The organism is Colwellia sp. 20A7, assembly GCF_009832865.1.
GTDB lineage: Bacteria > Pseudomonadota > Gammaproteobacteria > Enterobacterales > Alteromonadaceae > Colwellia.
Genome location: NZ_CP047130.1, coordinates 1,194,234 through 1,219,152, shown reverse-complemented (window position 1 = coordinate 1,219,152; position 24,919 = coordinate 1,194,234). Strand labels below are relative to the sequence as shown.

Below are 24,919 nucleotides of genomic sequence, written 5' to 3'. Positions count from 1 at the left end.
GATTGTTATAGCACGGTATAGTAAGACTAATTATTCTATTGCAGTTAATTAGTTATCTCGATCCAAGATGCTTCATCATTTTGCTTAATAGCAGGTTTATCTGCTTTCATATCACCTTCGACAAGCGGCTCTTCAAGTAACATTTCACCTAAAGCCCATCGAGGAATAAAGGTTTGAGCAGTTGCAACAACTACGTGGGATATCATACCTATCATTCGAGCATTAAGAATAAAGCCATCTTTTTGTTCTAGTAACGTGCCAGTAACCACATAATCTATAATTTGATTCTCTGGTAACTCTTTCCAATCGCGACTAAAAACGAAATCGCCTTCGCTAGTGACTCTAAAAAAACCTGTAGTTTTATAATCTATCACTATTAAGCCATGGCGCTGAAATTCATAAATAAAGCTTTCTGATATTAAATTCCCTAACCAACTAGCACTTTCTAAATCATTTAAATTAACAAAAGAAGCCATGGCAATAGGCGTTTTATGGCTAACAAAAACACTATTTTCTAACATTTCAAAAGCTAGGCCTTGTACTATAGCATTTAAGCTGTGGTTTTCTAAGTTCGTACTATCAATGGCTTTATGCTTAACTGCTTTTGTCTTCTCTATTTTTTCTGGCTCTTCTGTTCTAAAAGTATGATAAAAATCATTCTGCGAAAATGACGTACAGGCAGTTAATAGCCCAATTAAAAGTAAACATACGTAAAATTTCATAACAATACCTAGTAATTAAAAGTCAAAAACATAGCACTTTCTTTATGTTTCAGATTCAGTTCAAATAAACGATGCATAAAATGTGCCTTTAAATTAATTAACAATAAAATAGCTTTATATAACAATTAAATCTCATTAAACTCAATACTGAAGTGACCTGGTTAAATTAACAATGCCACCACAAGCTGAATTGATTAAGACGTTGCCCTTACAGGGAAGGATAACATCTAGGAATAACTGTTCGATTGAATTATTAAATAAGTAAAGTGATTTTTTTCATATAAAAAGGCTGTAAAGTCATCCTTTACAGCCTGCTATGCTTTATTATTCAAATTATCTTTTGATTACATTTTTAGTTATTGATTATTGATTATTGATTATTGATTTTCAAATAATGCTTCAATAGATAAATTCTGCTGGCTTAATATATCACGAAGTCGTTTTAGTCCTTCTACTTGAATTTGACGAACCCGCTCACGAGTCAAGCCAATTTCAATACCGACATTTTCTAATGTTTCAGCTTCATAGCCCATTAAACCAAAACGTCTAGCAATCACTTCTTTTTGTTTTGAGTTTAATTCATTTAGCCAATTTACAATGTTTTTACTCATGTCTTCCGACTGTAAATCCCCTTCTGGGCCATTACTATTATTATCTGCGATTACGTCGAGTAATACTTTATCTGAATCACCTGAAAAAGGCGTATCTACTGATGCTATACGTTCATTCAAACGGAGAATTTTAGTGACATCCGCTACGGGCTTATCTAATGAATTAGCAATATCTTCAGCGGTTGGTTCATGATCTAATTTTTGAACAAGCTCTCGTGAAGTGCGTAAATAGATATTTAATTCTTTAACTACATGAATGGGTAAACGAATGGTTCGTGTTTGATTCATTATCGCGCGTTCAATTGTTTGACGAATCCACCAAGTAGCATAAGTCGAAAAACGAAAGCCTCGCTCAGGATCAAACTTTTCAACTGCACGAATTAAACCTAAGTTACCTTCTTCAATTAAATCAAGTAAAGGTAAACCACGATTATTATAGCGTCTAGCAATTTTAACAACTAAACGTAAATTGCTTTCAATCATACGTTTACGTGATGGTTCATCTCCCTTTAGAGATAGACGTGAAAAATATACTTCTTCTTCTGCACTTAGTAATGGTGAAAAACCAATTTCACTTAAATAAATTTGTGTTGCATCAACACTTGACGATTTTTGTACTTTATCTTTAAGTACTGTGGTTTGTTGTTTTTCTTTTACCATGATGTTCTCCTTTATATCGCAAGCTTATTAGTAACTATTATATATTCACACTACCCCCTACTTTACTTAATTTAACAGTATTCACTATTAATAGTGACTCACAGGAATACACTTATTATCTCTTCGGTAGGTACTTTAATGGATCTACTGATTTACCACGAAAGCGCACTTCAAAATGAAGCATAACCCTTTCTGCATCGGTGTCACCCATAGTTGCTATTACATCTCCAGCATTTACTTGCTGCTGTTCTTTTACTTTTATTCTATCATTATGAGCATAGGCACTAAGATAATCATCATTATGCTTTATAATAACTAGCTTGCCGTAACCTCTTAATGCACTACCTGAATAAACGACTTTACCACTCGCCGTTGCCTTAATCTGAGTACCACGGCGACCAGCAATATCAATCCCTTTATTACCCTTTTCTTTAGAAGAAAAATACGCAATAACTTTACCTTTAACAGGCCATTGCCAACGACGAATTTTTTGAGAAAAATTCTCTTTCGGTACACTATTTTCTATTATTTTTTTATTGTTTATATTTTTACCATACGCTTGCTTTTTTGAAGATGCAACACTCTTTTTCACTACAGTATTACTCTTTGGATTAGAGCTTTTAGTCGGACTTTTACTGTACTGCTTACTATTACTAGCTTTAACACTTTTTGTTTGTTTATTAGCCACTAAAATTAATTTTTGATTTGGAAAAATATTATAAGGAGCGGGGATATTATTCAATTTAGCTATTTGCCTAACATCAGAATTTGCTCGCCATGCAATTGAATATAATGTTTCTCCTGGCTGCACCACATAATCGCTGCTATTAATAGTATTTTGAGCTTGTTTCGTTAATGGAATACTGCCATAAACAGTTACTACAGGGGCTGGTTTGTCACGAGAAGAGCAAGCAAAAAGGCTCAGAACTAAAAAAACACAACACCATGATTTTAAAAGTGATTGTATAGGTAACGTTGTATTATTTTTAGTTTGAGTAGCTATCATGGTAAAACGAAAATTTATTTCAAAATCAAATAAGCGATGGCGATTAGCGCAACAACAGTCCAGCCTAAAACATCTATCCATTTACGTAATTTATGTGCAATAGCCTCTCCTCCCCATCGAATAAGCCCTGCGACAAGAAAAAAACGCATCCCTCGCCCAACAGCTGAAGCAATTAAAAAAGGCAAAAATGCCATATGTAGAAAACCAGCGCTTACTGTAAATAATTTATAAGGTATAGGTGAAAAGCCCGCAATGAAAACCACCCAGACACCCCACTCATTAAACCAGGTTATCGCGGTATCAAAACGTGTTTGATAACCAAATTCAGTAATGAGCGGTTGTATCCATGGCTCAAACATCATATATCCGAGCATGTAGCCAACACAGCCACCTAAAATAGAAGAGATAGTTGTGAGGCTAGCTAACCGCCATGCCTTTTCTGGCTTAGCTAGCACCATAGGTGCGAGTAAAACATCTGGTGGAATGGGAAAGAATACCGATTCAGCGAAAGTTAGCAGTGCTAGCATACGGGGTGCAAACTTATGCTCAGCCCATTTAAGCGTCCAATCATAAACAGCCGTAAATATTTTCATTATAGTAACGCTCCAGCGACTAACGGCACAAATCGAACAGCTTCAACTTGCTCCTCACTATAATTATCACCGTGACGAGTAATTGTTTTGAGTATTTGAGTTTTTTCACCTACAGGAATAACTAAACGGCCGCCATCAACAAGCTGGTCGAGTAATGCTTGTGGCACACTTGCAGCGCCTGCTGTGACAATAATGGCATCAAAAGGGGCTTTACTTGCCCAGCCTTGCCAACCATCTCCATGTTTTAATGAAATATTATGTAAATCTATCGACCTTAAACAACGTTTAGCTTGAAATTGTAAGGCTTTAATACGCTCTACCGAAAAAACTTTTTCAGTCAATTGCGCGAGAATAGAAGTTTGGTAACCTGAGCCAGTGCCTATTTCTAGAATATTTTTAGGCTTATAATCATTCAATAGCAGTTCTGACATTCTTGCAACTATATAAGGCTGAGATATGGTTTGCCCCTGCCCGATAGGTAAGGCTGTATTATCGTAGGCTTTATGAGCTAATATTTCTGGTAAGAAAATATGGCGAGGTGAACTAGCAATAGCATGTAATACCTGTGGATTTTTTATCCCTTCAGCTTGCAGTTTTTGTGCAAGTAACTCACCACTTCTTTTTGTTCGACTACCCGTCCTAACATTTTTTTTATGACTCATCATAACCTTACTTCACCTATCCATTCTTTCATACTATCTATACTTTTATGTGCTGTTATATCGACAGTTAGCGGAGTTACTGAAACATAATTATTCGCTACTGCATGAAAATCTGTACCTTCACCACCATCAAGCTCTTTACCTAATCTGCCATACCAGTAAATATCTCTTTGCCATGGATCTTTCATTTTTTTCATTTGCTCGGCTTTATGTCGATGACCAAGGCGAGTGACTTTTATTCCCTTTATTTCATCAATTGCCACATCAGGTACATTGATATTAAGAATTTGATCCGCAGCTAAAGGGTGCTTTTGAATACGTTTAATAATTTTAGCTGTAATTATGGCCGCTGTTTGATAGTGTTTTTCATGTTTGCCAAGTAGTGATATGGCAATAGCAGGTAACCCCATATGTCGGCCTTCAGTCGCGGCAGCAACAGTACCTGAATATAAAGTGTCGTCACCTAAATTAGGGCCATTATTAATACCTGCCACTACTAAGTCAAACGAAGGCGATGCAAGTTGACTAGCCCCTAAATGAACTGAGTCAGTAGGCGTGCCATTCACCGAAATAAAACCATTTTCAAGGGTTTCAGCTCTAAGAGGATTTAGCAAAGTTAAAGAATTACTTGCCCCACTACAATTTCTATCAGGTGCAACAACCGTTACGTCAAAGTGTTTTACTAGTTCTTGTTGTAGCACTTTAATACCCAGTGCATGAACACCGTCATCATTACTTAATAAAATTCTCATTAATTATTTTACTCTATATTACCAATTGCCTGCGTATTAACACGTTGAGTACAATCTTTATAATCAATTAGCTCCCGAAGCACTGTGGTTGCATATGAGCCAGCGGCGAGTGAAAAGCTAATTTTTACAGCTGGTAATGTTTCCTCAAGCGAGTTTTCATTTACTAAAAGTTCAATATCTGCATTCTCAATAACTAATCGAATACGTCGACGTTCTTGCTTTAAACCAAAGCGTGGTAAACCATTTGAAAATTCGCTGTGTTTATCTGCTACTTCTTGCTCAAGTATACCGGGTGCAGCAGTTGTCATTAAATCACCCGATCCCCACATTGCTGCAGTAATATCGACATCTTTTTCAATTAATCGTTGCTTAAGAACATCATCAACTTCCTTAGGTCGGAATACAGATTGAGTGCCCGCCAGCATTAACACATCACCGAGCTGTAATTCTGAGAAGGTATTGTCTTTTATGCGTTGATTAACTATATCGTTAAAAATATATGAACGTGCGGCTGATAAGTACATGCCTCGTTTCTTTTTATCTTTGATTTTAGCCCCTGAAAACAAAGCTAATGCATGCTCAATATTACCACCGTCAATCCCAAAACGTTGCTCGCCAAAATAATTAGGCACACCCTGATCTATAATTTTCTGCCAACGTTCATACAACACTTTAAGTTCGGTAACGTCACGTAATATTAACTCAAAACGGTTACCACTTAATGCACCGGTACGTAACTTTTTGTTATGTCTTTGGTAACTAAGTACTTCAACACCTTCAATAACGAGGTCTGTTAAATCATATACTTGTTTGCCTGGCACATGAATGCCGAACCATTGCTCTGTGACAGCAAAGCGATCTTTTAAACCAGCATAAGAAACTAGTTGTTCTTTTACTTTAAAATATTTAGCTAATTCTCGTGCAACAAAAACAGTATTCGCTCCTGTTTTTCTAATGTGAATAAATAAATGCTCACCTTCACCACAGGGTAAAAATGGCAATAGCTCAAATACTTTAAAATCACTTTGATTAACTCTTAATAAACCTTTAGGCTCTGGTTTTTCGTGCAAATAGGCAAGTTCTGGTAACATTATTTATCTCTGAATTAGTCGTATGGAGCGGTAAAATTAAACTTCCGGTGTCGCTGGAATGCAATGAGAAATAGGTGTGAGTAATATAACACAATGAACAGCAACACCTTCTTTACGACCGGTATAACCCAGTTTTTCAGTTGTAGTTGCTTTTACATTTATTTGCCCTAAAGAACACTTTAGATCTTCACTTAAACACTCACGCATAGCCAATAAGTAAGGCGCTATCTTAGGTGCTTGAGCAACAATGGTTATATCTCCATTGCCTATTTCATATCCATGTTCATTCATTAAAGCCACTACATGGCGCAGTAGTATTCTGCTAGAAATATTTTCATATTTTCCGTCTGTATCAGGAAAATGATTTCCTATATCACCTAAACAAAGCGCACCTAAAATGGCATCACAAAGCGCATGTATAGCTACATCACCATCAGAATGAGCAATAAAACCTTGCTCAAAAGGAATAGCAATACCCGCAAGCATTAAAGGTCCTGAGCCGCCAAATTTATGTACATCAAAACCATGTCCTATCCGCATTTTCTATCCTTTTCTTGTTCAATTTCTTGCTGATTCAAATAAAAACTAGCTAAGACTAAATCTTCTGGGCGCGTTATTTTTATATTGTCTCTTCTACCTGAAATAAGTAAGCATGGTAAGCCTACAGATTCTATCGCAGAAGCCTCATCTGTTATTACTAAACCTTTTTCTTTAGCTTGTATTATTGCTTCTTTTAATTCTTTGGCTTTAAACATTTGTGGTGTAAAAGCATGCCATAAATGACTTCTATCAATTGTTTTATCAACTTGTTCTACTTGATCATTCTTGTTTATAGCGAGCTTCATTGTGTCAACAACAGGCGCAGCTAAGATGCCACCTGTATTATTTTCAAGGCACTGTGAAATAAGCTTATCTATATCTGCATGAGTGATACAAGGACGTGCTGCATCGTGCACCAATACCCAGTCCAATTCATTAATAGCTTGTAAACCACTTAAAACAGAGTCTACTCTCTCTTCGCCGCCACTAACCTTTATAATATTAGGATTATCTAGCAATGCTGTTTGCATAAAATAGTCATCATCATCACTGATAGCTAAGATCACTTTGGCTATATTTTTATGGTTTAGCAGACGATTGATTGTATGGCTTAAGATAGTTTGTTCATTGAGTGTTAGATATTGCTTAGGGCATGATGCCTGCATCCGCTTACCAACGCCTGCGGCAGGTACAACGACAATAAACTGTTGATTTTCAACTAACAAAATAGGGTTACTCACAACTAATATAACTCTTTATTAGTATTATCATTTACTTCACTATTTTTACTTGGAACAACGCGAAAAAACGTTTCATTTTCTTTTATCATACCGAGTTCATTTCTAGCACGCTCTTCAATAGCTTCTGTACCTAACTTAAGGTCGTCAGTATCCGCATACAATAATTTATTTCGTTGTTGAAGTTTGGCGTTTACTAATTGCTGAGCTTTAACATCTTCTTGCAAAGATAAATAATCAGACACACTGTTTTTACCGAACCAAAGTCGATATTGCAGTAAAGCCAACACAATGAATAATAATACCGTAAATGCCCTCATAATCCCTTAATCAAATAAATAATGACAATCAGATTTACTATTATATGGACTTCTTATTTATAAGGCTAATGGTTGTTTAAAGTCTTTCCAGTTAATAGCACAAGAAAGTAGCAATTCACGTAAACTGGGTATGATCGGCTGTGACACAGTGCTATTAATTTTATTTTTCCAGCAGTGTCCTGCACAAGCAGCTAACATAACCTTTTTATTAGGTTTTAATAGTTGAATCTTCGTATTATTCAAAAGAAGGTTATCCGCTAAACGATGGCCTTCATTCATAGGTTCATCATCACTACCAAGTGAGATCCAACCCGCGACATTACTACGCAGTCGTTTATTTTCGATATCAATCTTATCAATTGAATCTAATATGACATGTTCCCCATTAAATATTGGTATAACTAACCCCAAGGTTAATTTTTTAGTTAAATACCATGAAGAAACTTCTGACGTTGTTTGTCCAGACAAGGAAAGCTTACTGGCTTGTTTTGCTGACCAACTCGCATTTTGAATATCTAATGATAGCGGACTGATACCCTGCGCGTTAACTTGAGTCATTAAATTAGCTGTTCGCTTAATATAATAAGCTAAGCTTTTTAAACGCCCCTGTATGGATTGTGCAGACGTAAATTCACTATGTGCAAGCACCCGTAATTCTCGCTCATAAAGCGCATTACATATTTCTGCAAAGTCATTACTTTGCTGGTCAGTTTGCCAAAGAGAAGTTTGCGACATCAATTAATAAATCAAGTGGTTATATTTTTATTGTTCAAGCGAACCGTTACCTCTTAGCATACTTGATTGTAGATAAAAAATACAACGCCAGATAAAGAAAAACCGAGCTTTAAAAGCTCGGTTTTTGAATAAAGATAACCTGAATATATATTGTATTGATATAAATAGTCAGTTTATAACTTTTTAGTTAAGGTAAATAACACTGATGGTTATTGACCTTTAATTTCGCTAAGACCGTTATAGATAGCCTTATCACCTAAAAATTCTTCAATACGTAATAATTGGTTATATTTAGAAACACGATCTGAACGACATAAAGATCCCGTTTTAATTTGACCAGCAGCAGTACCCACCGCTAAATCAGCAATAGTAGCATCTTCTGTTTCACCAGAACGATGAGAAATAACTGCAGTATAACCAGCACTTTTAGCCATTTGAATAGCAGCTAACGTTTCAGTTAATGAACCAATTTGGTTGAATTTGATTAAGATTGAATTAGCAACGCCGGTATCAATACCTCGTTTGAAGATTTTAGTGTTAGTAACAAATAAATCATCACCAACAATTTGTACTTTATCGCCAAGTAAATCAGTTTGGTATTTAAAACCATCCCAATCAGACTCGTCTAAGCCATCTTCAATTGAAACAATTGGGTATTCTTTACAAAGCTCACCTAAGAAATCAGAGAACTCGTTTGAAGTAAATTGCTTGCCTTCACCTTTAAGGTCATAAATACCTTTTTCGCTATCGTAAAATTCAGATGCAGCACAATCCATCGCTAATGTGACATCTGAGCCTAACTTGTAGCCAGCAGCCGCAACTGCTTCCTTAATTACCGCTAACGCGTCAGCATTAGAGGCTAAATCAGGAGCAAAGCCACCCTCATCACCTACAGCAGTATTTAAGCCTTTGCTTGATAATACTTTTTTCAAGGCATGAAAAATTTCAGCGCCCATTCTTAGTGCTTCAGAGAAATTTTTAGCGCCTACAGGCTGAACCATAAACTCTTGAATATCAACATTGTTGTCTGCATGCTCACCACCATTAATGATGTTCATCATAGGTACAGGCAAGCTATAAACACCTGGAGTACCATTTAAGTCAGCAATATGTTCGAACAACTGAACACCTTTGTCAGCTGCAGCGGCTTTAGCAACAGCTAGTGACACAGCTAAAATAGCATTTGCGCCAAATTTTTCTTTATTTTCAGTGCCATCTAAATCGATCATGATTTTATCGATATTAGCTTGCTCAAGCGCATTCTGACCAACTAAAGCCGGTGTAATATCATTTTTAATGGCAGCAACGGCTTTAAGAACTCCTTTACCTAAGTAACGAGACTTATCACCGTCACGTAGCTCTAATGCTTCACGTGAACCTGTTGATGCACCAGAAGGTGCTGCTGCACGTCCCCAAGCACCTGATTCTAAATAAACATCCGCTTCAACGGTTGGGTTACCACGAGAATCCATAATTTCACGTGCTATTATTTTACTTATATTTGACATTATATTTCCTTCTCAAACTTAAAAAACAAAAAACCGCAGCATATGGCTACGGTTTATAATTACTTTGAATTAACTTAACTGCTGCTTTTGATATTCAAAAGAAGCCGCAATGAAGCTTTCAAATAAAGGGTGCCCATCACGAGGAGTAGAATTAAACTCAGGATGGAACTGCCCGGCAATAAACCATGGATGATCCGCTATTTCAATCACCTCAACCAAACTTTTATCAGTTGATAACCCCGAAAATATTAAACCAGCCTGGCTTAATCGTTCTCGGTAGTTATTATTTACCTCATAACGGTGACGGTGTCTCTCATAAATTGTTTCACTACCATATACGTCGCAAGCCTTGGTACCTTTCACTAGGTGGCACAATTGTGATCCTAAACGCATAGTTCCGCCTAAGTCTGACTCTTCGCTACGGTACTCAACTTGGCCTTCTTCATCAAGCCATTCGCTGATCAAACCAACCACTGGGTGCGGCGATTCAGCATTAAATTCAGTGCTATGTGCATCAGTTAAACCTGCAACATTTCTAGCAAATTCAATTAAAGCAACTTGCATACCTAAACAAATACCTAAATAAGGTATTTTATTTACACGTGCATATTGAGCCGTTAAAATCTTACCTTCTACACCACGCTCACCGAAACCACCAGGTACTAAAATAGCATCTAAATTTTTTAATAAGTCAGTACCTTTCACTTCAACATCTTGTGAATCAATATACTTAATATTAACGGTTACTTGGTTTTTCAAACCTGCATGTTTTAATGCTTCATTAACAGATTTATAAGCATCAGGAAGTTCGATGTATTTTCCGACCATACCAACCGTGATTTCACCTTTAGGGTTCGCTTCATGATAAAGCACTTCTTCCCACTCAGTTAAATCTGCTTCAGGTAGATCTAAGCCAAAGCGTTTAGTCACTAACTGATCTGTTCCTTGAGATTTTAATAATGCAGGAATTTTATAAATACTGTCAACATCGCGCATTGACACAACCGCTTTTTCTTCAACATTACAGAATAAAGCAATTTTTGCACGTTCCCCATTTGGTAAAGGTCGATCTGAACGACAAACTAAAATGTCTGGGAAAATACCAATTGAACGAAGATCTTTTACTGAATGTTGAGTCGGCTTAGTTTTAATTTCGCCAGCAGCAGCTAAGTAAGGCACTAAAGTAAGATGCATAAACATTGCACGTTCACGACCTACCTCTGTCGCTAATTGACGAATAGCTTCTAAGAACGGTTGTGATTCAATATCACCAACAGTGCCGCCTACTTCAACCATAGCAACATCGTAACCTTCCGCGCCTTCAATTACACGACGTTTTATGTCATTAGTAATATGTGGAATGACTTGAATAGTCGCGCCTAAAAATTCACCTTTACGCTCGCGTGCTAGAATATCTTGGTAAATACGACCCGCAGTAAAATTATTTAGCTTAGTCATTTTGGTACGAATAAAACGCTCGTAATGACCTAAATCTAGATCGGTTTCAGCACCATCTTCAGTAACAAAAACCTCACCATGTTGAATAGGGCTCATAGTGCCGGGATCGACATTAATATAAGGGTCAAGTTTCAGCATGGTTACTTTCAAACCACGTGCTTCAAGGATTGCAGCTAAAGATGCTGCGGCAATACCTTTACCAAGAGACGAAACTACGCCGCCAGTAACAAAAATATATCTAGTTGTCATGTCTACACCGATGTAAGGGAAATACAGAATTTTTTTTGCTTTACTTTTTTAACTATAAAATACTCGTTCATAGTGATTATTTTCGTTAAGAAAACACTAAAAAACACGTTAAAAAGAAGTAAAACAGGACGGGAAAACATTATACTTAAAATACAAGAAAACAACAATAATAACTGTGCGTCCAATTCTATTAAATTTATTCTAGCTCAAAGATAGACAAGGTTGAAAATAAGCATTTTTTTGTCGTTCATTAATCGTTATGATACTGATATCACTTTTTAACCTAAGTAATCTATGACTAATAAATTAGAACAGGTGTTATCAGCTATTGACGATATCAATCGCCAAGATAGTAATATCACCTTGTTAAATAAAGAAGAACATCCGAAAGAATTGCTTTACGGCCAACGAATGACAGCTTGCCTAAATCAGTATTGGCCACAAGCAAGTGAACTATTACAGATAGCAGTTCGTGCTCAACATATTAAACGTTGGCATTTAAAGCGCAGTGAGTTTGAAACAGGAAAAGCAGGATATTATAAATGGCGAATAGCGTTAGGGAAGTTTCATGCTGAACTAGCTGCTAGCATTATGATTGAACAAGGTTATAGTGAATTACAAGCGACCCAAACGGCTTCTATTATTTGTAAAGAAAACTTAAAGAGTAAAACGGACAACCAACTTAATGCTGATAGTCAAACATTAGAAGATGTTGCCTGTTTAGTTTTTCTTGTTCATTACTTCGATGAATTTGCTACACAATATATTGAACAAGATAATGAAGCTAAAATAATTCGTATTGTGCAATTAACGTGGGGAAAGATGTCTGAAGAGGCTCATAATATTGCTCTACAAGTAACATTGCCCGATCATTTGGCAAATATTGTAAAAAAAGCACTATCGGCTTAATTTGATTCACGCTCTCAATCGTTAACTGTTTAGCTTAAAAGGTTAGAGTGCTCGCCAGTGGTTCAACTACACGCATGGGATTCCGTATTAAAACACTGACGGAATGACGAAAGGGGCGTCATTCTGAACTTGATTCAGAATCTCAAACATACTTCACTATCTCCCCGTTTCGTTAAGAGGCGAAAATATGGCGATAGTATAGAGCTACTTACTAATAGGTAAACGCCATAAAAAAATGAAAGGCCAAATAACAAGAGAGATAACCAGTAACGTAAGCATTATATCTTGCAGTAAGTAAGAGGACCAGGCTACCGACAGTATGATCATAAGCAAAGCAATTCTTTTTGCTTTTCTAGGTATACTGCGGCTTTGCTGCCATTCATGAATTAATGGCCCGAATGTTTTGTTATTCAGCAATTTTTGTTGCATTCGCGGTGAAGATTTAGCAAAACAGGCGGTTGCCATAATCAAAAAAACAGTCGTAGGTAAAATTGGTAAAATAGCACCTAATATAGCTAAACCAACACAAAAAACACCTAAGACCTTCCACAGCAAAACAATAATCTTGTTTCGTTTAGCAATAGGCACAGGACAACCTTGCGCTGTTATTTTTGGCTCTATTTTTACTGCTTGAGTTAGCGATTCTTGATTTTGACGCACAACTCACTCCATTATTCGTGTTTCAAGTTAACTTTAACTTTATTATTTGTATCGCGGCTTTTCTTTATCAATACATTATCACTTTCTACTTGGTTATTGCTCACCAAGGATTTAGCTAGTCTGTCGTATAATAACACGTTCACTGAAGCGGCTAAGTTCATACAACCAACCGTTGGTACATACACAACACCATCAGCATTATTGATTACGCTTTGGCTAATAGTACCATCTTCAGGACCAAAGATATAAATCGCTTGTTCTGGGTGTTGAAAATGTGGCAGTGGTGTCGCTCCTTCAACTAAATCTACACAAATAATTTTAGTATTTTCAGGTAGTTCAGCACGTAAAGCTTTAATGTCTTTAAAGTCATCAGCGGCTTTTAAAGGAATTTTTTCATGGGCATTTTTAGTATCTGTATTATGCTTTGATCCATTATATTTGGCTGCATTCGCATACCGCTGTCCTGTATATAGTACTTGGTCGACACAATAACAACCTGCTGCACGCATTACAGCGCCAACATTACTGGGACTTTTAGGGTTAGTTAAGCCGATAGTTACATAACTATTTTCAACTTGTAATCGCTTCCCTAAAGCCATTGTTGAGAGTAAAAGTTTGGTCATAATATTATCTGCTATTTCTCTGCCATTTTAACTTGCTGCCAATACTGTTCTAATTGCGCCAAACTATGTTGTGAAAAGTCTCGTTCCGATTGCTGTACTTGAGCTTCAACACCATGAAAGCGTTTAGTAAACTTTTGATTTGCCTTACGCAGCAGTGTTTCAGGATCTTCTTTTGCATGACGACATAAATTCACTACGGCAAACATTAAGTCCCCTATTTCTTCCCCTAACGCTTTTTTATTAATATTTTCGGCTTCGAGCTCTTCTTTAACTTCAAGCACTTCTTCTTCAATTTTTGCAAAAACATCCATCACATTATCCCAATCAAAGCCGACGTGTGAGCATCTTTTTTGAATTTTTGCCGCTTGTGACAAAGCAGGCAAGTTTTTAGGTATGTCAGCAAGGATGCTTAAATTTTCTTGATTATTCTTTGCTTGACGTTCTTTGGCTTTTTCATTTTCCCAATTAGCCTTTATTTGTACGTCACTTGTTAAATCAGCACTACTAAAAACATGGGGATGACGACGAATCAGTTTTTCACAAATAGACGCAACAACAGTATCGAAATCAAAAAGTTGCTGTTCCTGACCAAGCTGACTATAAAAGATAACTTGAAACAATAAATCGCCTAACTCTTTATTAAGTTCAATGAAGTCATTTTGCTCTATCGCATCAACAACTTCATATGCTTCTTCTATTGTGTGAGCGGTAATAGAGGCAAAGTTTTGCTTTATATCCCATGGACAACCTGTCTCAGGATCACGTAATTGGGACATAATCCAACGCAACTTATCAATTGACGCTTCACTTTCAATATTAACATTTAGCATGTATTTTCTCTTATTCTTAATTTTGACAACAAAAGCTTATAGCCTTTTAACTTCAACAACATCATCAAGTTGTCTCACTTTATCTAATACTCTAGTAAGTAGCTCACCACTGGTAACTTCTACTTTAATTTTCATACTCATGGTTTGTCTTGTACTATCACTATGACTATCAATACCAACAATACTCACTTTTTCATTAGCAATAATCGTTGATATATCTCGGAATAACCCTTGACGATCACAAGCTATAATAAGCACACTAGCTTGATAATTTTGTTTATCGTCAAGCCCCCATTGTAATTCCACAATGCGCTCTGGTTGCTGGTTTAAAGAGTTTGCTAATTGCTCACAATCTTGCCGGTGAACTGAAATCCCTCGCCCTTGAGTAATAAAACCTGAAATCATGTCACCAGGTACTGGAGAGCAACACTTAGCCATGTGAGTAAGCAAGTTACCAACTCCTGATACGGTAATACCATTATCATCGCCGGCAGTGCTATGCCCTACTTGAGATTCTCTCACTAAGCTTTGTGGATCGATCTCAGGTGCTGGATTAAATTTTTCTTCAAGTTGCTTAAAGTAGTTAATAACTTGTTGTAAACGTGCATTACCTGAACCAATTGCCGCGTATAGGTCATCAATAGTTTTAACATTGAAATGCGCTACCGCTTCTTTTAGTTGTCCTTGGTTGATCGTAAGCTTACTTAATTTTGCTAATTCTGTATCAAATAGTTCCTTGCCCTGCGCTAGATGTTTATCTCGATCTTGTAACTTAAAAAAGTGTTGTACCTTTGCTCGAGCTCTTGAGGAATGAATATAATTTAAGTTAGGGTTCAGCCAATCACGACTCGGATTAGGATGATTATTTGTTAATACTTCAACTTGATCACCCGTTTTCAATTGGTGAGTAAAAGGAACAATTTTTCCAAATACTTTTGCACCAATACAACAATGACCAACATTAGAGTGAATATAATAGGCAAAATCTAATGGGGTTGAGCCCATAGGTAAATCAATCACATCGCCTGAAGGTGTAAAAACATAGATTCGGTCTTCAAAAACTTGGCTACGAAGCTCATCTAACATTTCTCCATTTTCAGAGACGTCGTCTTGCCATTGTAAAATTTTGCGTAACCAGCCTATTTTGTCATCAAAACTATTACTTTTTCCAGTTATCGAGCCTTCTTTATAGCGCCAATGTGCCGCTACACCGAGCTCAGCATCATCATCCATTTGTTGCGTTCTTATTTGTACTTCTACCGACTTACCTTCAGGCCCCAGAACAACAGTATGAATGGATTGATAACCATTGGATTTAGGGGTTGCGACATAATCTGAAAACTCTTGAGATAAATGCTGCCACTCTGTGTGGACTATACCTAATGCAGAATAACAATCTTGTATTCTTTCAACGACTACCCGAACAGCTCTAACATCAAACAATTGTTCGAAGTCTAATGCTTTTTGTTGCATTTTTTTCCAGATACTATAAATATGCTTTGGACGGCCATAGACCTCGCCCTTAATTTCTAAGGCTTTTAATTGGTCACTCAAATTACCAACAAAGTCATGCATATATTGTTCACGTTCAAGACGCGTTTCATCTAACAATTTGGCAATTTTTTTATAAACTTGCGGATGAAGGTAACGAAATGAGATATCTTCTAATTCCCATTTTAGCTGACCAATGCCTAATCGATTAGCCAGTGGTGCATAAATATTAGCGCTATCTTTTGCTGTTAATACTCTCGTTTCTTCATCATTATTTTTTTGTTCACGTAAATCACATAAGCGCTCAGCTAGCTTAATAACAACTGCACGTACATCTTCAACCATAGCTAATAACATACGGCGTATGTTATCGATATTGCTAACACTACTTTGTTGCCTTAAACCTTTAATGGCTTCCATTTTTTCAACACCTTGGCACAGCATTGCAACATCTTTACTACAGTGCTCTTTGACAAAGTCTTGCGTGATTAAATTTTCTTCTAGTAATGGTGTTAAAAAAGCAGCTAATAATGAGTCTGCATCTAGATTTAAATTAGAAAGTATCTCGACCATTTCCCTTGCTTTTAACAAACTCGCTTCGTGTAGCTGAAAAAATGGCGAAACTTGTTCCCACAACTGCTCAAGTGCTTGTTGTTTTTCGTCGGGTAAAGATTGCTCTGTTAGCCAATGTTTGAAATTTACACTAACAACCTGATGAGATTTACGCACCGAAACCATTTTCTTTCCTTTATAAAAGCCACGAACTGATACCAATTTAACTAAACTATGCCCACTTGTACGGATTAACATATTCCATGAGAACGTTACTCTCAATCACAATAGGCAACTAACGCTCAATCGAACGCTTTACTTTGATTTATTTTTCCTACGTACAACAAATCATAGCCCTAATGAAATAGTATAATATTGGTAGTCCAAATCTATTTACCCATGCAGTATTGTCGTTAACTATCATCAACAATAATTTAGTTTACCTACCGATTAAACAATACCATAGTCTCAACATGCTTTGTTTGAGAAAACATATCTATCAATCCTATTTTTTCAATTTTATAACCTTTTAAAATAAGTAACTGACTATCTCTTGCTAGTGTTGTTGGATCACAGCTAACATATAAAATTGTAGGAATATTAAGTTTAATCACTTGTTCTACAGCAAATTCAGCACCTGCCCTAGCAGGATCTAATAATACTTTATTAAATTCATGTTTCGCCCAAGCATTAGACAACCATTCGCTGTTTAAATCAGCTTGAAAAAATCGGCAATTATCAATGTGGTTAAATTTAGCGTTCGCGCTAGCTTTATCAACCATACTTTGTACACCTTCAACACCAATAACTTGCTTAGCTTGTTGCGCTAACGGCAAACTAAAGTTTCCAAGACCACAAAACAAATCTAATATGTCATCATTTTTTTGTGGCGACAACCAATCAAGTGCTTGCTCTACCATGGCCATATTTACTTGCTGATTTATTTGAATAAAGTCTGTGCTAGAAAAGTTAATTTGAATTCCGTTAGCTAGACGATAACTTAAACTATCAGCTGAAACTAACGAGCTTTTGTTAATATTTTCTTTATTACTATCATTAGTTTGAAAATAAATATTCCAACAGTTTTTTTCAGCATACTCTTGCCACAGCTTACGATCATGTTCATTTATCGCTCTAATTTGGCGTATAATGAGTGTTAACTTTTTTAATGGCTTCGTAGTGCTATTTATATCAACGGTTGCCAGATCAGTAGTATCTAAATCGTCTGTACTAATAATTTCAATATGACCAATCGCTTTTTTTACACTTAGTTTATTAATCAATGTTTTTAATAAAGGAAATATATTAGCCGCGGGTTCAACAAGCACAGGGCATGATTTAATAGCGGCAAGCTGATTAGTAGCCTTTTGTCTAAAGCCAATAGTCGCTTGTGAGTGTTTATCAAATTGTACGCCTATTCTCGCTTTGCGACGGTATTCCCACGGCGAACTAACAATAGGAGCTTGCCAGGGTAATGTAGCAACAATATTGCCTGCAACACCAGAGCGAGAAAATAGCTCTATAATTTTATTCTTTTTAAAATCAAGTTGCTGTGAATACTCTAGGTGTTGTATATCGCAGCCACCACACAGAGTGAAATGCTGGCATTTGGCTATAACTCTATGCTGACTCGCTTTGTTGATTGTTAATAGTTTAGCTAGGGTGTATTTGCTTTTTTGCTCAACTACTTTTGCGTCAACGTTTTCGTTCGGCAAAGTACCATGAATAAAAACAGGTTTACTTTGGTAATAAGCAACACCACAGCCATTTGAGTCTAACCTTTCAACCTTTACTGTTAGTTTTTGTTTTTCTTGGGCTTTAACTGACTTTTTATTACTTACTTGGAAAAAGTTTGCCATTATTGAATACCTAGGAATTTTCTTTATTTGGGCTTACATCAATAGCTAAAGCTGAATTCAACTAAAAAGTGTAATTTTATTAAGCATATGACATTATAGGCTTATCAGGATGATCATTTTACACTAGTTTTATACTCGTTCCACCTGAAGTTACGGGTTTAGGGTAAAACGAATAAATATTAAACACTATTAATAATGCATAAATTAAGCCTCAAAGACTGGGTTATATTACTAACTATTGTTCCTATAGCATTAATCAGCTTTGGACTTGCCAGCTATTTTTCATATAACCGTAGTACAGAATTAAATGAGTTCTTAAATTTACGATCTCAAAGTATTATCGAACCTTTAGCTATTACGACTAAAGAAGCATATATTAATAACAACCGCGAAAAAGTTCGATCTATCATCAGCGCAGTTCATCGCAGCCAATCAAGTATTATCAAAAGCATCACCGTATTTACTTTAGATAATCAAATTTTTGTTACCAGTGCCTACCATGGTGATACTAACTTAATGCGATTAAAACCTGCACAAAAGCCACCTTTGTATACCCAAGGAGAGCATTTTGATGACTTCATTATATTCAGAACACCGATCCTAGAGGAGAGCTTCGACAATAATAAGGTATTAACACCTTTAGGTTATATCGCGATTCATGTAGATAAGAGTTGGATTAAACTTAAGCAACAAAACCAATATATTATTGCATTAGGCCTCGCTTTCTTTGCTGTTTTACTAAGTAGTCTTTTAGCGCTGACGCTGATTAAAAATGTGACTAAACCGATCAACTCCATGGTGAATGCTATTGATCGTATTCGAGAAGGAAAGCTTGAAAGCCGTGTAACTGGACAACTGTTAATTGGTGAACTAAATTTTTTAAAAACCGGTATCAATGCTATGGCACAATCATTAGGTAATTACCAAAATGAGATGCAAGGTAGTATTGACCAAGCAACAATTGATTTGCGTGAAAGTCTAGAACAATATGAAATTCAAAATGTTGAGCTAAGTATCGCTAAGAAAAAATCTCAGGATGCAAATAAGATCAAGTCCGAATTTTTAGCTAACATGAGTCACGAATTACGCACACCATTGAATGGGGTTATAGGTTTTACACGACAAGTACTTAAAACACCATTAAGTGACTCCCAACGAGATTACTTACAAACAATAGATAGATCTGCAAATAACCTCCTGACCATAATTAATGATATTCTTGACTTTTCCAAGCTTGAAGCAGGGAAAATGGTAATAGAAAGTATCCCCTTTTCACTTAGAGAATCTATTGATGAGAGTTTAGTGCTTTTAGCACCGAGTGCTCATAAAAAAGAATTAGAATTATCAATAAGAATTGATAATTCACTTCCTGATTCTTTATTAGGTGATGCTATGCGCATCAAACAAATAATGAGTAACTTAGTCAGTAATGCGATTAAGTTTACTCAACATGGCTCTGTCATTATTGACGTTACCTTTAACATCATTAATGCTAAACGTGCTTCCATCAAGATAACAGTTGCTGACAGTGGTATTGGTATGAGCAACGTACAACAGAAAACAATATTTAAAGCTTTTACGCAAGCGGATCAAAGTATAACCCGATTACATGGTGGAACTGGTTTAGGTTTAGTTATTTGCCAAAGACTTGCCCATGAAATGAAAGGAGATATAGGTTTTAGTTCAAATGAAAACCATGGCTCAAAGTTTTGGTTTAATTTTGAATGCGGCATGAACACATTACCTGTTACAGGAGAGTTAGAGCACTTACTATTGACCAATAAATCTATTTTATATTATGAACCTCATTCACATAGTAGAGCTGCAACATATGACATATTATCCAATTGGGATATGAAAATAACTCAAGTAGAAAGTAAGAAACAATTAAATGAATTACTTGAAAGTTCGTCGAAGAATGAAGATGAAAACTTTGACTTTGCATTAATTGGTCACGATAAAACAGCAACTGCATTAAGTGACTTAAAGAAAACAATAACTAAAATTAAGCCGCAAATACCTAACATACATTTAGCTATTAACAGTAACTCACCTAGCTTACATGATGCTCTGCTAGCCAGTGGTGCATTGAGTTGTTTAAGTAAACCAATAACAACAAATAAACTCTACAGTGCTTTGTTAGCAGAGCCAGAATACTTATCAACACCTAATAAAAATATTTTGCCGATCAAGGTCCTCGCGGTAGACGACAACGAAGCTAACTTAAAGTTAATTAATGCGCTATTACGTGAGCAAGTTAGTGAAGTAGTCTTGGCTGAAAATGGCTTAAAAGCATTAGAATTATGTCAAAATGAAATTTTCACATTAATTTTCATGGATATTCAAATGCCAGTAATGGATGGAATAAGCGCATTACAAGCCATAAGACGTAATTCTTACAACGAAAAGACGCCTATAATTGCTGTGACAGCTCATGCTTTAAGTGGTGAAAAAGAAAGAATGGAGCAGCAAGGGTTTGATGCTTACATGACTAAGCCTATAGATGAAACTATGCTTAATCACATTATTTATGAATATTGCGATATTAATTATTTTCTAGATAGCGCTATAAAAAGCACACTGATAACAAGGGAGTCCTTACCTTTAGTTCAAAAAACAGAGAACAGTATAAAGATAATAGATTGGCCATTAGCACTTAAAAGAACAGGTGGAAAAGAGAATTTAGCTAAAGAAATGTTTACAGGGTTAATTGACTACTTACCCGAAAGTAAAAGAAATATTAGTGCTGCGTTAGAAAAACAAGATAGTACTCAATTAAAAACATTAATACATAAACTAAACGGTACCTGCTGTTACACTGGTGTTCCGTATTTAACTAATATTTGCCAAGAAATAGAAACACAACTGAAAAAAGAAGTTTCTTTAGATGCATTAGAGCCTGAATTTTTAGAATTTTTTGAGCAAATAGAGCTAATATTAAAAAAAGCGCCTAGCGTATTAGTTGAACTCAATAGCAACATACCTGATTTAGGTATTAATCACGAAGCTCAATGATAGGGCTTGTATCGATCTCGCCGTCTTCTGTAATGATAGCAACACCAGAGTTACAAGTAAGAACTGCCACTCCATGTCCTTTTACAGTCCGTACAAAAGACAACTCATAGCCAAACTTGCCTAAACTACTGGCTGAAAATTTTTGCGCTAAAGATAGCTTATCCCACAACATAGACTTATCGGATGAACGTTGACGCCTTTCAAGTATAATTTTCTCTTCTGTTTGCATGAAAATTCCTTATTTAAACAACAAAAGCTAATAGCTACAATTAAAATGCAGAATTCCGCAAATATAAGAACTCAATATTAGTATAAAAAAAATAAAAATAAAACAAAAAATATTAAACAGTTATCCTTAATTTAATATTTTTGACTACTTTATGAAAGTGTCACGAAAGCTGTCGCGTAAAGTTTTTCATCCGCTAGCGAAATATGCCAATACTTAGATTTTTTTGATAGAGCTATTTCTAAGGCTCTATTAGAGAGTATTAGCGTTGGCTGCCCGCTTTCAAGCGTGACTATTTCTATATGTTGAAAAGAAACACCACTTGCTATGCCAGTGCCTAAAGCTTTCGCTGCGGCTTCCTTTCCCGCCCAACGTTTAGCCAAGTAGCTAACAGCATTATTAACTGAGTTTAAATTCATTGTACTAAAGCGTTCATATTCATTCGGTGTTAATACCCGTTTAGCTAAACGCTCACGAGTATTATCAGACATTTTAGCAATACGGCTTATTTCCACAATATCTGTACCAATACCAATAACAGGCATATACGATTTTCCTCCAGTACTAACTAACCTAAACTCGGTTCAACATAATAGTTGCGCTAAAAGCTACTGTCTTGCTTCTAACATTAACGCTTTCATATCTCTGACAGCTTTATCCAGACCATCAATAACTGCACGAGCGATAATCGCATGACCAATATTTAATTCTATGATCTCCTCTATTGCAGCAATAGGCTTAACATTAAAATAATTTAAACCATGGCCTGCATTCACTTTCAAACCAATACTGTGCGCATATTTAATCCCATCAGTTAAACGTGCTAATTCACTTTGTTGAACTGACTCTTCTGTTGCATCTGCATATTGACCAGTATGTATTTCAATATAGGGTGCACCACTCGCTAAAGCAGCATCAATTTGCCCTTTATCAGCATCGATAAATAAACTCACCTGTATGCCTACTGCTGAGAGCTTTGTCACTGCTTCAGATATCTTTTCAAGTTGACTAATAACATCTAAGCCACCTTCGGTTGTGAGCTCTTCTCTTTTTTCAGGTACTAAACAACAAAAAGCAGGTTTAACTTCACAGGCAATCGCGATCATTTCGTCAGTAACTGCCATCTCAAAATTCATTCGGGTGTGCAGTGTTTGCTTTAATACGTGAATATCACGATCTTGGATATGGCGTCTATCTTCGCGTAAATGTACGGTTATACCGTCTGCACCTGCATGCTCAGCGACACTGGCAGCGTACACTGGATCAGGGTAATTTGTTCCTCTAGCTTGACGTAAAGTCGCAATATGATCGACATTAACACCTAAAAGTAACTCTTTCATTTTATTCTCACTTATTTTTCTCATTACTTAGCCATTATTTTTTTTCAAATAATTTACGGCTATTTAAAGGTTTGCCATCAAGTAGATGGGTTAAAACATTTCGCATTAATAGTTTAAACGTATGTTCGGCTTCTTTATGAATAAGCTCTGCACCATGATAAATGTGCTCCGCAATTGATTGTAAATGTTCGGTATTAAACCAAGGCGTAGTTATATTACTTATTGAGTAATTATAGGCAGGGACAAAACCTTGCTCTATAACATAATAAAAACCTGCAACATTATCAGTTACTTCATTAAATACTGGGCTAAAATCAAACGATTGGCCCAACTCTTCTAACAAACATAATTCAAATTGTCTTAATTGAGGAGCAATAGGTAAATTTTCAGATAGGGATATTAACGTTAACTGATATTGTTTAAATACGTCTTCACAGACAATATCATTAGTTAATAGTTTTACCAAAAGTTCATTTACATAAAAACCACTATATAAATAATGTTTGCTTAAAGAATAAGAGTTACCAATTGCTTCAATACCAGTAATGCGCTTTAAATTCGCATTGCTGTCTTTAAAAGTAAGTTTTAAGGGTAAGAAAGGCTGAATCATGCCTTTTTTAATAGACCGTTTAGATTGGCCAACATAAACAAGCGCGGAGGTTTTACCTTCATATTCAGTTAACAATTCAAGCAATTGCTGATTCTCTTTAAACGGACGAGAATGGAGTACAAAAGCATGATGTTCCACTTGAATATTTGACATTTTTCTACTATTTATTTTCTTAATACATCATTTAATAGAATAAGCTAATAAATAAATATTTATTTATTAGCTTATCTGTTACTTAATTAGCCACTAACCAGAATAGTCATCACCATAGCCTAAACTTCTTAACGCACGTTCATCATCTGCCCAGCCAGATTTAACCTTGACCCACGTTTCTAAGAAGACCTTACTATCAAATAAGTTTTCCATATCGCGTCTAGCTTCTTGACCAATAGTTTTTAGGCGCTCACCTTTATTACCAATAACCATTCGCTTTTGGCTATCACGTTCAACTAAAATTAATGCGTTAATATGAATAATACCTTTATCATCCATTTTAAACTGTTCTATTTCAACGGTAATTGAATAAGGAAGTTCATCACCTGTAAAGCGAATAAGCTTTTCACGAATGATTTCTGACGCCATAAAGCGGCTTGATCTATCCGTGATATGATCTTCAGGAAACCAAAATTCGCTTTCTGGTAAGCTGTCTAAACACAGTTTTTTTATCGTACCAACACTATGCCCTTTACTTGCAGAAATAGGCACAATATCAGTAAAGTCATGCATTGCACCTAGTTTTTGTAAATGAGGTAATAAATCATCTTTCTCAGCAATATTATCGATTTTATTAACCACTAAAATGCAAGGTGAGCCACTTTTTTTGATTTTATTAAGGACTAAATCATCATCAGATGTCCAATGAGTACCTTCAACTAAAAAAAGAATAAGTTCAACTTCAGCAATAGAACTAGTCGCAGCACGGTTCATCAAACGATTTATTGCTCTTTTTTCTTCAGAATGAAGGCCCGGTGTATCAACTAAAATAGCTTGTCTATTTTCTTCGGTAAGAATACCTAAAATACGATGACGTGTTGTTTGCGGTTTACGAGATGTTATGCTAATTTTTTGACCAAGCAACGCATTAAGTAAAGTAGATTTCCCTACATTCGGACGGCCAACGATGGCAATTATCCCTGCACGAGTAGATTCATTATTCATTG

The 24,919-nt window shown here is 35.9% G+C and carries 25 protein-coding genes; 2 read left to right on the top strand and 23 right to left on the bottom strand.

All coding sequences use genetic code 11. The features are described 5' to 3' along the window. Positions 1–44: 44 nt before the first annotated feature. The 13 genes from GQS55_RS05355 to GQS55_RS05295 all read right to left on the bottom strand — a co-directional run bounded on the left by GQS55_RS05355 (position 45) and on the right by GQS55_RS05295 (position 11,644). Positions 45–722 carry a FlgO family outer membrane protein gene (locus GQS55_RS05355; RefSeq protein WP_159818654.1) on the bottom strand — a complete coding sequence of 226 codons (678 nt, stop codon included), beginning with the start codon at positions 720–722 and terminating at the stop codon, positions 45–47. A 377-nt stretch (positions 723–1,099) separates the two neighbouring features. Next, a complete protein-coding gene (rpoS, locus tag GQS55_RS05350; RefSeq protein ID WP_159818652.1) occupies positions 1,100–1,993 on the bottom strand; it encodes an RNA polymerase sigma factor RpoS in 894 nt (297 codons plus the stop codon). Between the two features lie 115 nt (positions 1,994–2,108). Further along, a complete protein-coding gene (locus GQS55_RS05345; RefSeq protein ID WP_159818650.1) occupies positions 2,109–2,999 on the bottom strand; it encodes a peptidoglycan DD-metalloendopeptidase family protein in 891 nt (296 codons plus the stop codon). Positions 3,000–3,013: 14 nt separating this feature from the next. After that, positions 3,014–3,592 (bottom strand): YqaA family protein, encoded by a 579-nt coding sequence (locus GQS55_RS05340; RefSeq protein ID WP_159818648.1) that lies wholly within the window; start codon positions 3,590–3,592, stop codon positions 3,014–3,016. Next, positions 3,592–4,254, bottom strand: a complete 663-nt coding sequence (locus GQS55_RS05335) for a protein-L-isoaspartate(D-aspartate) O-methyltransferase (RefSeq protein WP_159822575.1) — start codon at positions 4,252–4,254, stop codon at positions 3,592–3,594. Before GQS55_RS05335 ends, GQS55_RS05340 begins: the two co-directional genes overlap by 1 nt. Next, entirely contained in the window at positions 4,254–5,006 is a 753-nt protein-coding gene (gene surE / locus GQS55_RS05330) for a 5'/3'-nucleotidase SurE (protein ID WP_159818646.1), read from the bottom strand. The genes GQS55_RS05335 and surE overlap by 1 nt, the downstream gene beginning before the upstream one ends. 8 nt (positions 5,007–5,014) lie before the next feature. Then, positions 5,015–6,097 (bottom strand): tRNA pseudouridine(13) synthase TruD, encoded by a 1,083-nt coding sequence (truD, locus tag GQS55_RS05325; RefSeq protein WP_159818644.1) that lies wholly within the window; start codon positions 6,095–6,097, stop codon positions 5,015–5,017. Positions 6,098–6,133: 36 nt separating this feature from the next. Further along, positions 6,134–6,637: a 2-C-methyl-D-erythritol 2,4-cyclodiphosphate synthase gene (ispF, locus tag GQS55_RS05320; RefSeq protein WP_159818642.1), complete on the bottom strand. Its 504-nt coding sequence runs from the start codon at positions 6,635–6,637 to the stop codon at positions 6,134–6,136. Beyond that, positions 6,628–7,377, bottom strand: a complete 750-nt coding sequence (gene ispD, locus GQS55_RS05315) for a 2-C-methyl-D-erythritol 4-phosphate cytidylyltransferase (protein WP_268892429.1) — start codon at positions 7,375–7,377, stop codon at positions 6,628–6,630. Before ispD ends, ispF begins: the two co-directional genes overlap by 10 nt. Before the next feature lie 2 nt (positions 7,378–7,379). Further along, positions 7,380–7,694, bottom strand: a complete 315-nt coding sequence (ftsB, locus tag GQS55_RS05310; protein WP_159818640.1) for a cell division protein FtsB — start codon at positions 7,692–7,694, stop codon at positions 7,380–7,382. Positions 7,695–7,751: 57 nt separating this feature from the next. Then, a complete protein-coding gene (locus GQS55_RS05305; RefSeq protein WP_159822571.1) occupies positions 7,752–8,429 on the bottom strand; it encodes a hypothetical protein in 678 nt (225 codons plus the stop codon). A 209-nt stretch (positions 8,430–8,638) separates the two neighbouring features. Next, positions 8,639–9,937: a phosphopyruvate hydratase gene (gene eno / locus GQS55_RS05300; protein WP_159818638.1), complete on the bottom strand. Its 1,299-nt coding sequence runs from the start codon at positions 9,935–9,937 to the stop codon at positions 8,639–8,641. 69 nt (positions 9,938–10,006) lie between these two features. Then, positions 10,007–11,644: a CTP synthase gene (locus GQS55_RS05295; protein ID WP_159818636.1), complete on the bottom strand. Its 1,638-nt coding sequence runs from the start codon at positions 11,642–11,644 to the stop codon at positions 10,007–10,009. Between the two features lie 294 nt (positions 11,645–11,938). Here GQS55_RS05295 and GQS55_RS05290 point away from each other — a divergent pair, with 294 nt between their 5' ends. Further along, complete coding sequence (locus tag GQS55_RS05290) at positions 11,939–12,553, top strand: DUF4202 domain-containing protein (RefSeq protein ID WP_159818634.1); 615 nt, start codon at positions 11,939–11,941, stop codon at positions 12,551–12,553. Positions 12,554–12,757: 204 nt separating this feature from the next. On the opposite strand, the gene GQS55_RS05285 is transcribed toward GQS55_RS05290, so the two are convergent. The 5 genes from GQS55_RS05285 to rlmD form a co-directional block, all read right to left on the bottom strand. Continuing rightward, positions 12,758–13,213, bottom strand: a complete 456-nt coding sequence (locus GQS55_RS05285; protein WP_236559766.1) for a YbaN family protein — start codon at positions 13,211–13,213, stop codon at positions 12,758–12,760. A gap of 11 nt (positions 13,214–13,224) precedes the next feature. Next, positions 13,225–13,836, bottom strand: a complete 612-nt coding sequence (locus GQS55_RS05280; protein ID WP_159818632.1) for an RNA methyltransferase — start codon at positions 13,834–13,836, stop codon at positions 13,225–13,227. Between the two features lie 11 nt (positions 13,837–13,847). Further along, a complete protein-coding gene (gene mazG / locus GQS55_RS05275; protein ID WP_159818630.1) occupies positions 13,848–14,666 on the bottom strand; it encodes a nucleoside triphosphate pyrophosphohydrolase in 819 nt (272 codons plus the stop codon). Positions 14,667–14,702: 36 nt separating this feature from the next. Next, entirely contained in the window at positions 14,703–16,895 is a 2,193-nt protein-coding gene (gene relA, locus GQS55_RS05270) for a GTP diphosphokinase (RefSeq protein ID WP_159818628.1), read from the bottom strand. A gap of 257 nt (positions 16,896–17,152) precedes the next feature. Next, complete coding sequence (rlmD, locus tag GQS55_RS05265; protein ID WP_159818626.1) at positions 17,153–18,568, bottom strand: 23S rRNA (uracil(1939)-C(5))-methyltransferase RlmD; 1,416 nt, start codon at positions 18,566–18,568, stop codon at positions 17,153–17,155. Positions 18,569–18,763: 195 nt separating this feature from the next. Here rlmD and barA point away from each other — a divergent pair, with 195 nt between their 5' ends. Continuing rightward, positions 18,764–21,583, top strand: coding sequence for a two-component sensor histidine kinase BarA (barA, locus tag GQS55_RS05260; protein WP_159818624.1), 2,820 nt, complete (start codon positions 18,764–18,766; stop codon positions 21,581–21,583). Here the strand turns inward: barA and GQS55_RS05255 are convergent. The 5 genes from GQS55_RS05255 to era form a co-directional block, all read right to left on the bottom strand. Next, positions 21,564–21,812 (bottom strand): hypothetical protein, encoded by a 249-nt coding sequence (locus GQS55_RS05255; RefSeq protein WP_159818622.1) that lies wholly within the window; start codon positions 21,810–21,812, stop codon positions 21,564–21,566. The genes barA and GQS55_RS05255 overlap by 20 nt on opposite strands. 149 nt (positions 21,813–21,961) lie before the next feature. Beyond that, the gene (gene acpS, locus GQS55_RS05250; protein ID WP_159818620.1) at positions 21,962–22,354 is read right to left on the bottom strand and encodes a holo-ACP synthase; all 393 of its coding nucleotides are present in this window, start codon (positions 22,352–22,354) and stop codon (positions 21,962–21,964) included. Between the two features lie 63 nt (positions 22,355–22,417). After that, positions 22,418–23,149: a pyridoxine 5'-phosphate synthase gene (gene pdxJ / locus GQS55_RS05245; RefSeq protein ID WP_159822567.1), complete on the bottom strand. Its 732-nt coding sequence runs from the start codon at positions 23,147–23,149 to the stop codon at positions 22,418–22,420. Between the two features lie 34 nt (positions 23,150–23,183). After that, positions 23,184–23,912 carry a DNA repair protein RecO gene (recO, locus tag GQS55_RS05240; protein WP_159818618.1) on the bottom strand — a complete coding sequence of 243 codons (729 nt, stop codon included), beginning with the start codon at positions 23,910–23,912 and terminating at the stop codon, positions 23,184–23,186. 93 nt (positions 23,913–24,005) lie between these two features. Further along, positions 24,006–24,917, bottom strand: a complete 912-nt coding sequence (gene era, locus GQS55_RS05235) for a GTPase Era (protein WP_159818616.1) — start codon at positions 24,915–24,917, stop codon at positions 24,006–24,008. Positions 24,918–24,919: the final 2 nt, after the last annotated feature.

Bases quoted from the DNA above. Each gene is read 5' to 3' on its own strand.
- GQS55_RS05355 (WP_159818654.1), bottom strand. From the start codon at position 722: ATGAAATTTTACGTATGTTTACTTTTAATTGGGCTATTAACTGCCTGT.
- rpoS (WP_159818652.1), bottom strand. From the start codon at position 1,993: ATGGTAAAAGAAAAACAACAAACCACAGTACTTAAAGATAAAGTACAA.
- GQS55_RS05345 (WP_159818650.1), bottom strand. From the start codon at position 2,999: ATGATAGCTACTCAAACTAAAAATAATACAACGTTACCTATACAATCA.
- GQS55_RS05340 (WP_159818648.1), bottom strand. From the start codon at position 3,592: ATGAAAATATTTACGGCTGTTTATGATTGGACGCTTAAATGGGCTGAG.
- GQS55_RS05335 (WP_159822575.1), bottom strand. From the start codon at position 4,254: ATGAGTCATAAAAAAAATGTTAGGACGGGTAGTCGAACAAAAAGAAGT.
- surE (WP_159818646.1), bottom strand. From the start codon at position 5,006: ATGAGAATTTTATTAAGTAATGATGACGGTGTTCATGCACTGGGTATT.
- truD (WP_159818644.1), bottom strand. From the start codon at position 6,097: ATGTTACCAGAACTTGCCTATTTGCACGAAAAACCAGAGCCTAAAGGT.
- ispF (WP_159818642.1), bottom strand. From the start codon at position 6,637: ATGCGGATAGGACATGGTTTTGATGTACATAAATTTGGCGGCTCAGGA.
- ftsB (WP_159818640.1), bottom strand. From the start codon at position 7,694: ATGAGGGCATTTACGGTATTATTATTCATTGTGTTGGCTTTACTGCAA.
- GQS55_RS05305 (WP_159822571.1), bottom strand. From the start codon at position 8,429: ATGTCGCAAACTTCTCTTTGGCAAACTGACCAGCAAAGTAATGACTTT.
- eno (WP_159818638.1), bottom strand. From the start codon at position 9,937: ATGTCAAATATAAGTAAAATAATAGCACGTGAAATTATGGATTCTCGT.
- GQS55_RS05295 (WP_159818636.1), bottom strand. From the start codon at position 11,644: ATGACAACTAGATATATTTTTGTTACTGGCGGCGTAGTTTCGTCTCTT.
- GQS55_RS05290 (WP_159818634.1), top strand. From the start codon at position 11,939: ATGACTAATAAATTAGAACAGGTGTTATCAGCTATTGACGATATCAAT.
- GQS55_RS05280 (WP_159818632.1), bottom strand. From the start codon at position 13,836: ATGACCAAACTTTTACTCTCAACAATGGCTTTAGGGAAGCGATTACAA.
- mazG (WP_159818630.1), bottom strand. From the start codon at position 14,666: ATGCTAAATGTTAATATTGAAAGTGAAGCGTCAATTGATAAGTTGCGT.
- relA (WP_159818628.1), bottom strand. From the start codon at position 16,895: ATGGTTTCGGTGCGTAAATCTCATCAGGTTGTTAGTGTAAATTTCAAA.
- rlmD (WP_159818626.1), bottom strand. From the start codon at position 18,568: ATGGCAAACTTTTTCCAAGTAAGTAATAAAAAGTCAGTTAAAGCCCAA.
- barA (WP_159818624.1), top strand. From the start codon at position 18,764: ATGCATAAATTAAGCCTCAAAGACTGGGTTATATTACTAACTATTGTT.
- GQS55_RS05255 (WP_159818622.1), bottom strand. From the start codon at position 21,812: ATGCAAACAGAAGAGAAAATTATACTTGAAAGGCGTCAACGTTCATCC.
- acpS (WP_159818620.1), bottom strand. From the start codon at position 22,354: ATGCCTGTTATTGGTATTGGTACAGATATTGTGGAAATAAGCCGTATT.
- pdxJ (WP_159822567.1), bottom strand. From the start codon at position 23,149: ATGAAAGAGTTACTTTTAGGTGTTAATGTCGATCATATTGCGACTTTA.
- recO (WP_159818618.1), bottom strand. From the start codon at position 23,912: ATGTCAAATATTCAAGTGGAACATCATGCTTTTGTACTCCATTCTCGT.
- era (WP_159818616.1), bottom strand. From the start codon at position 24,917: ATGAATAATGAATCTACTCGTGCAGGGATAATTGCCATCGTTGGCCGT.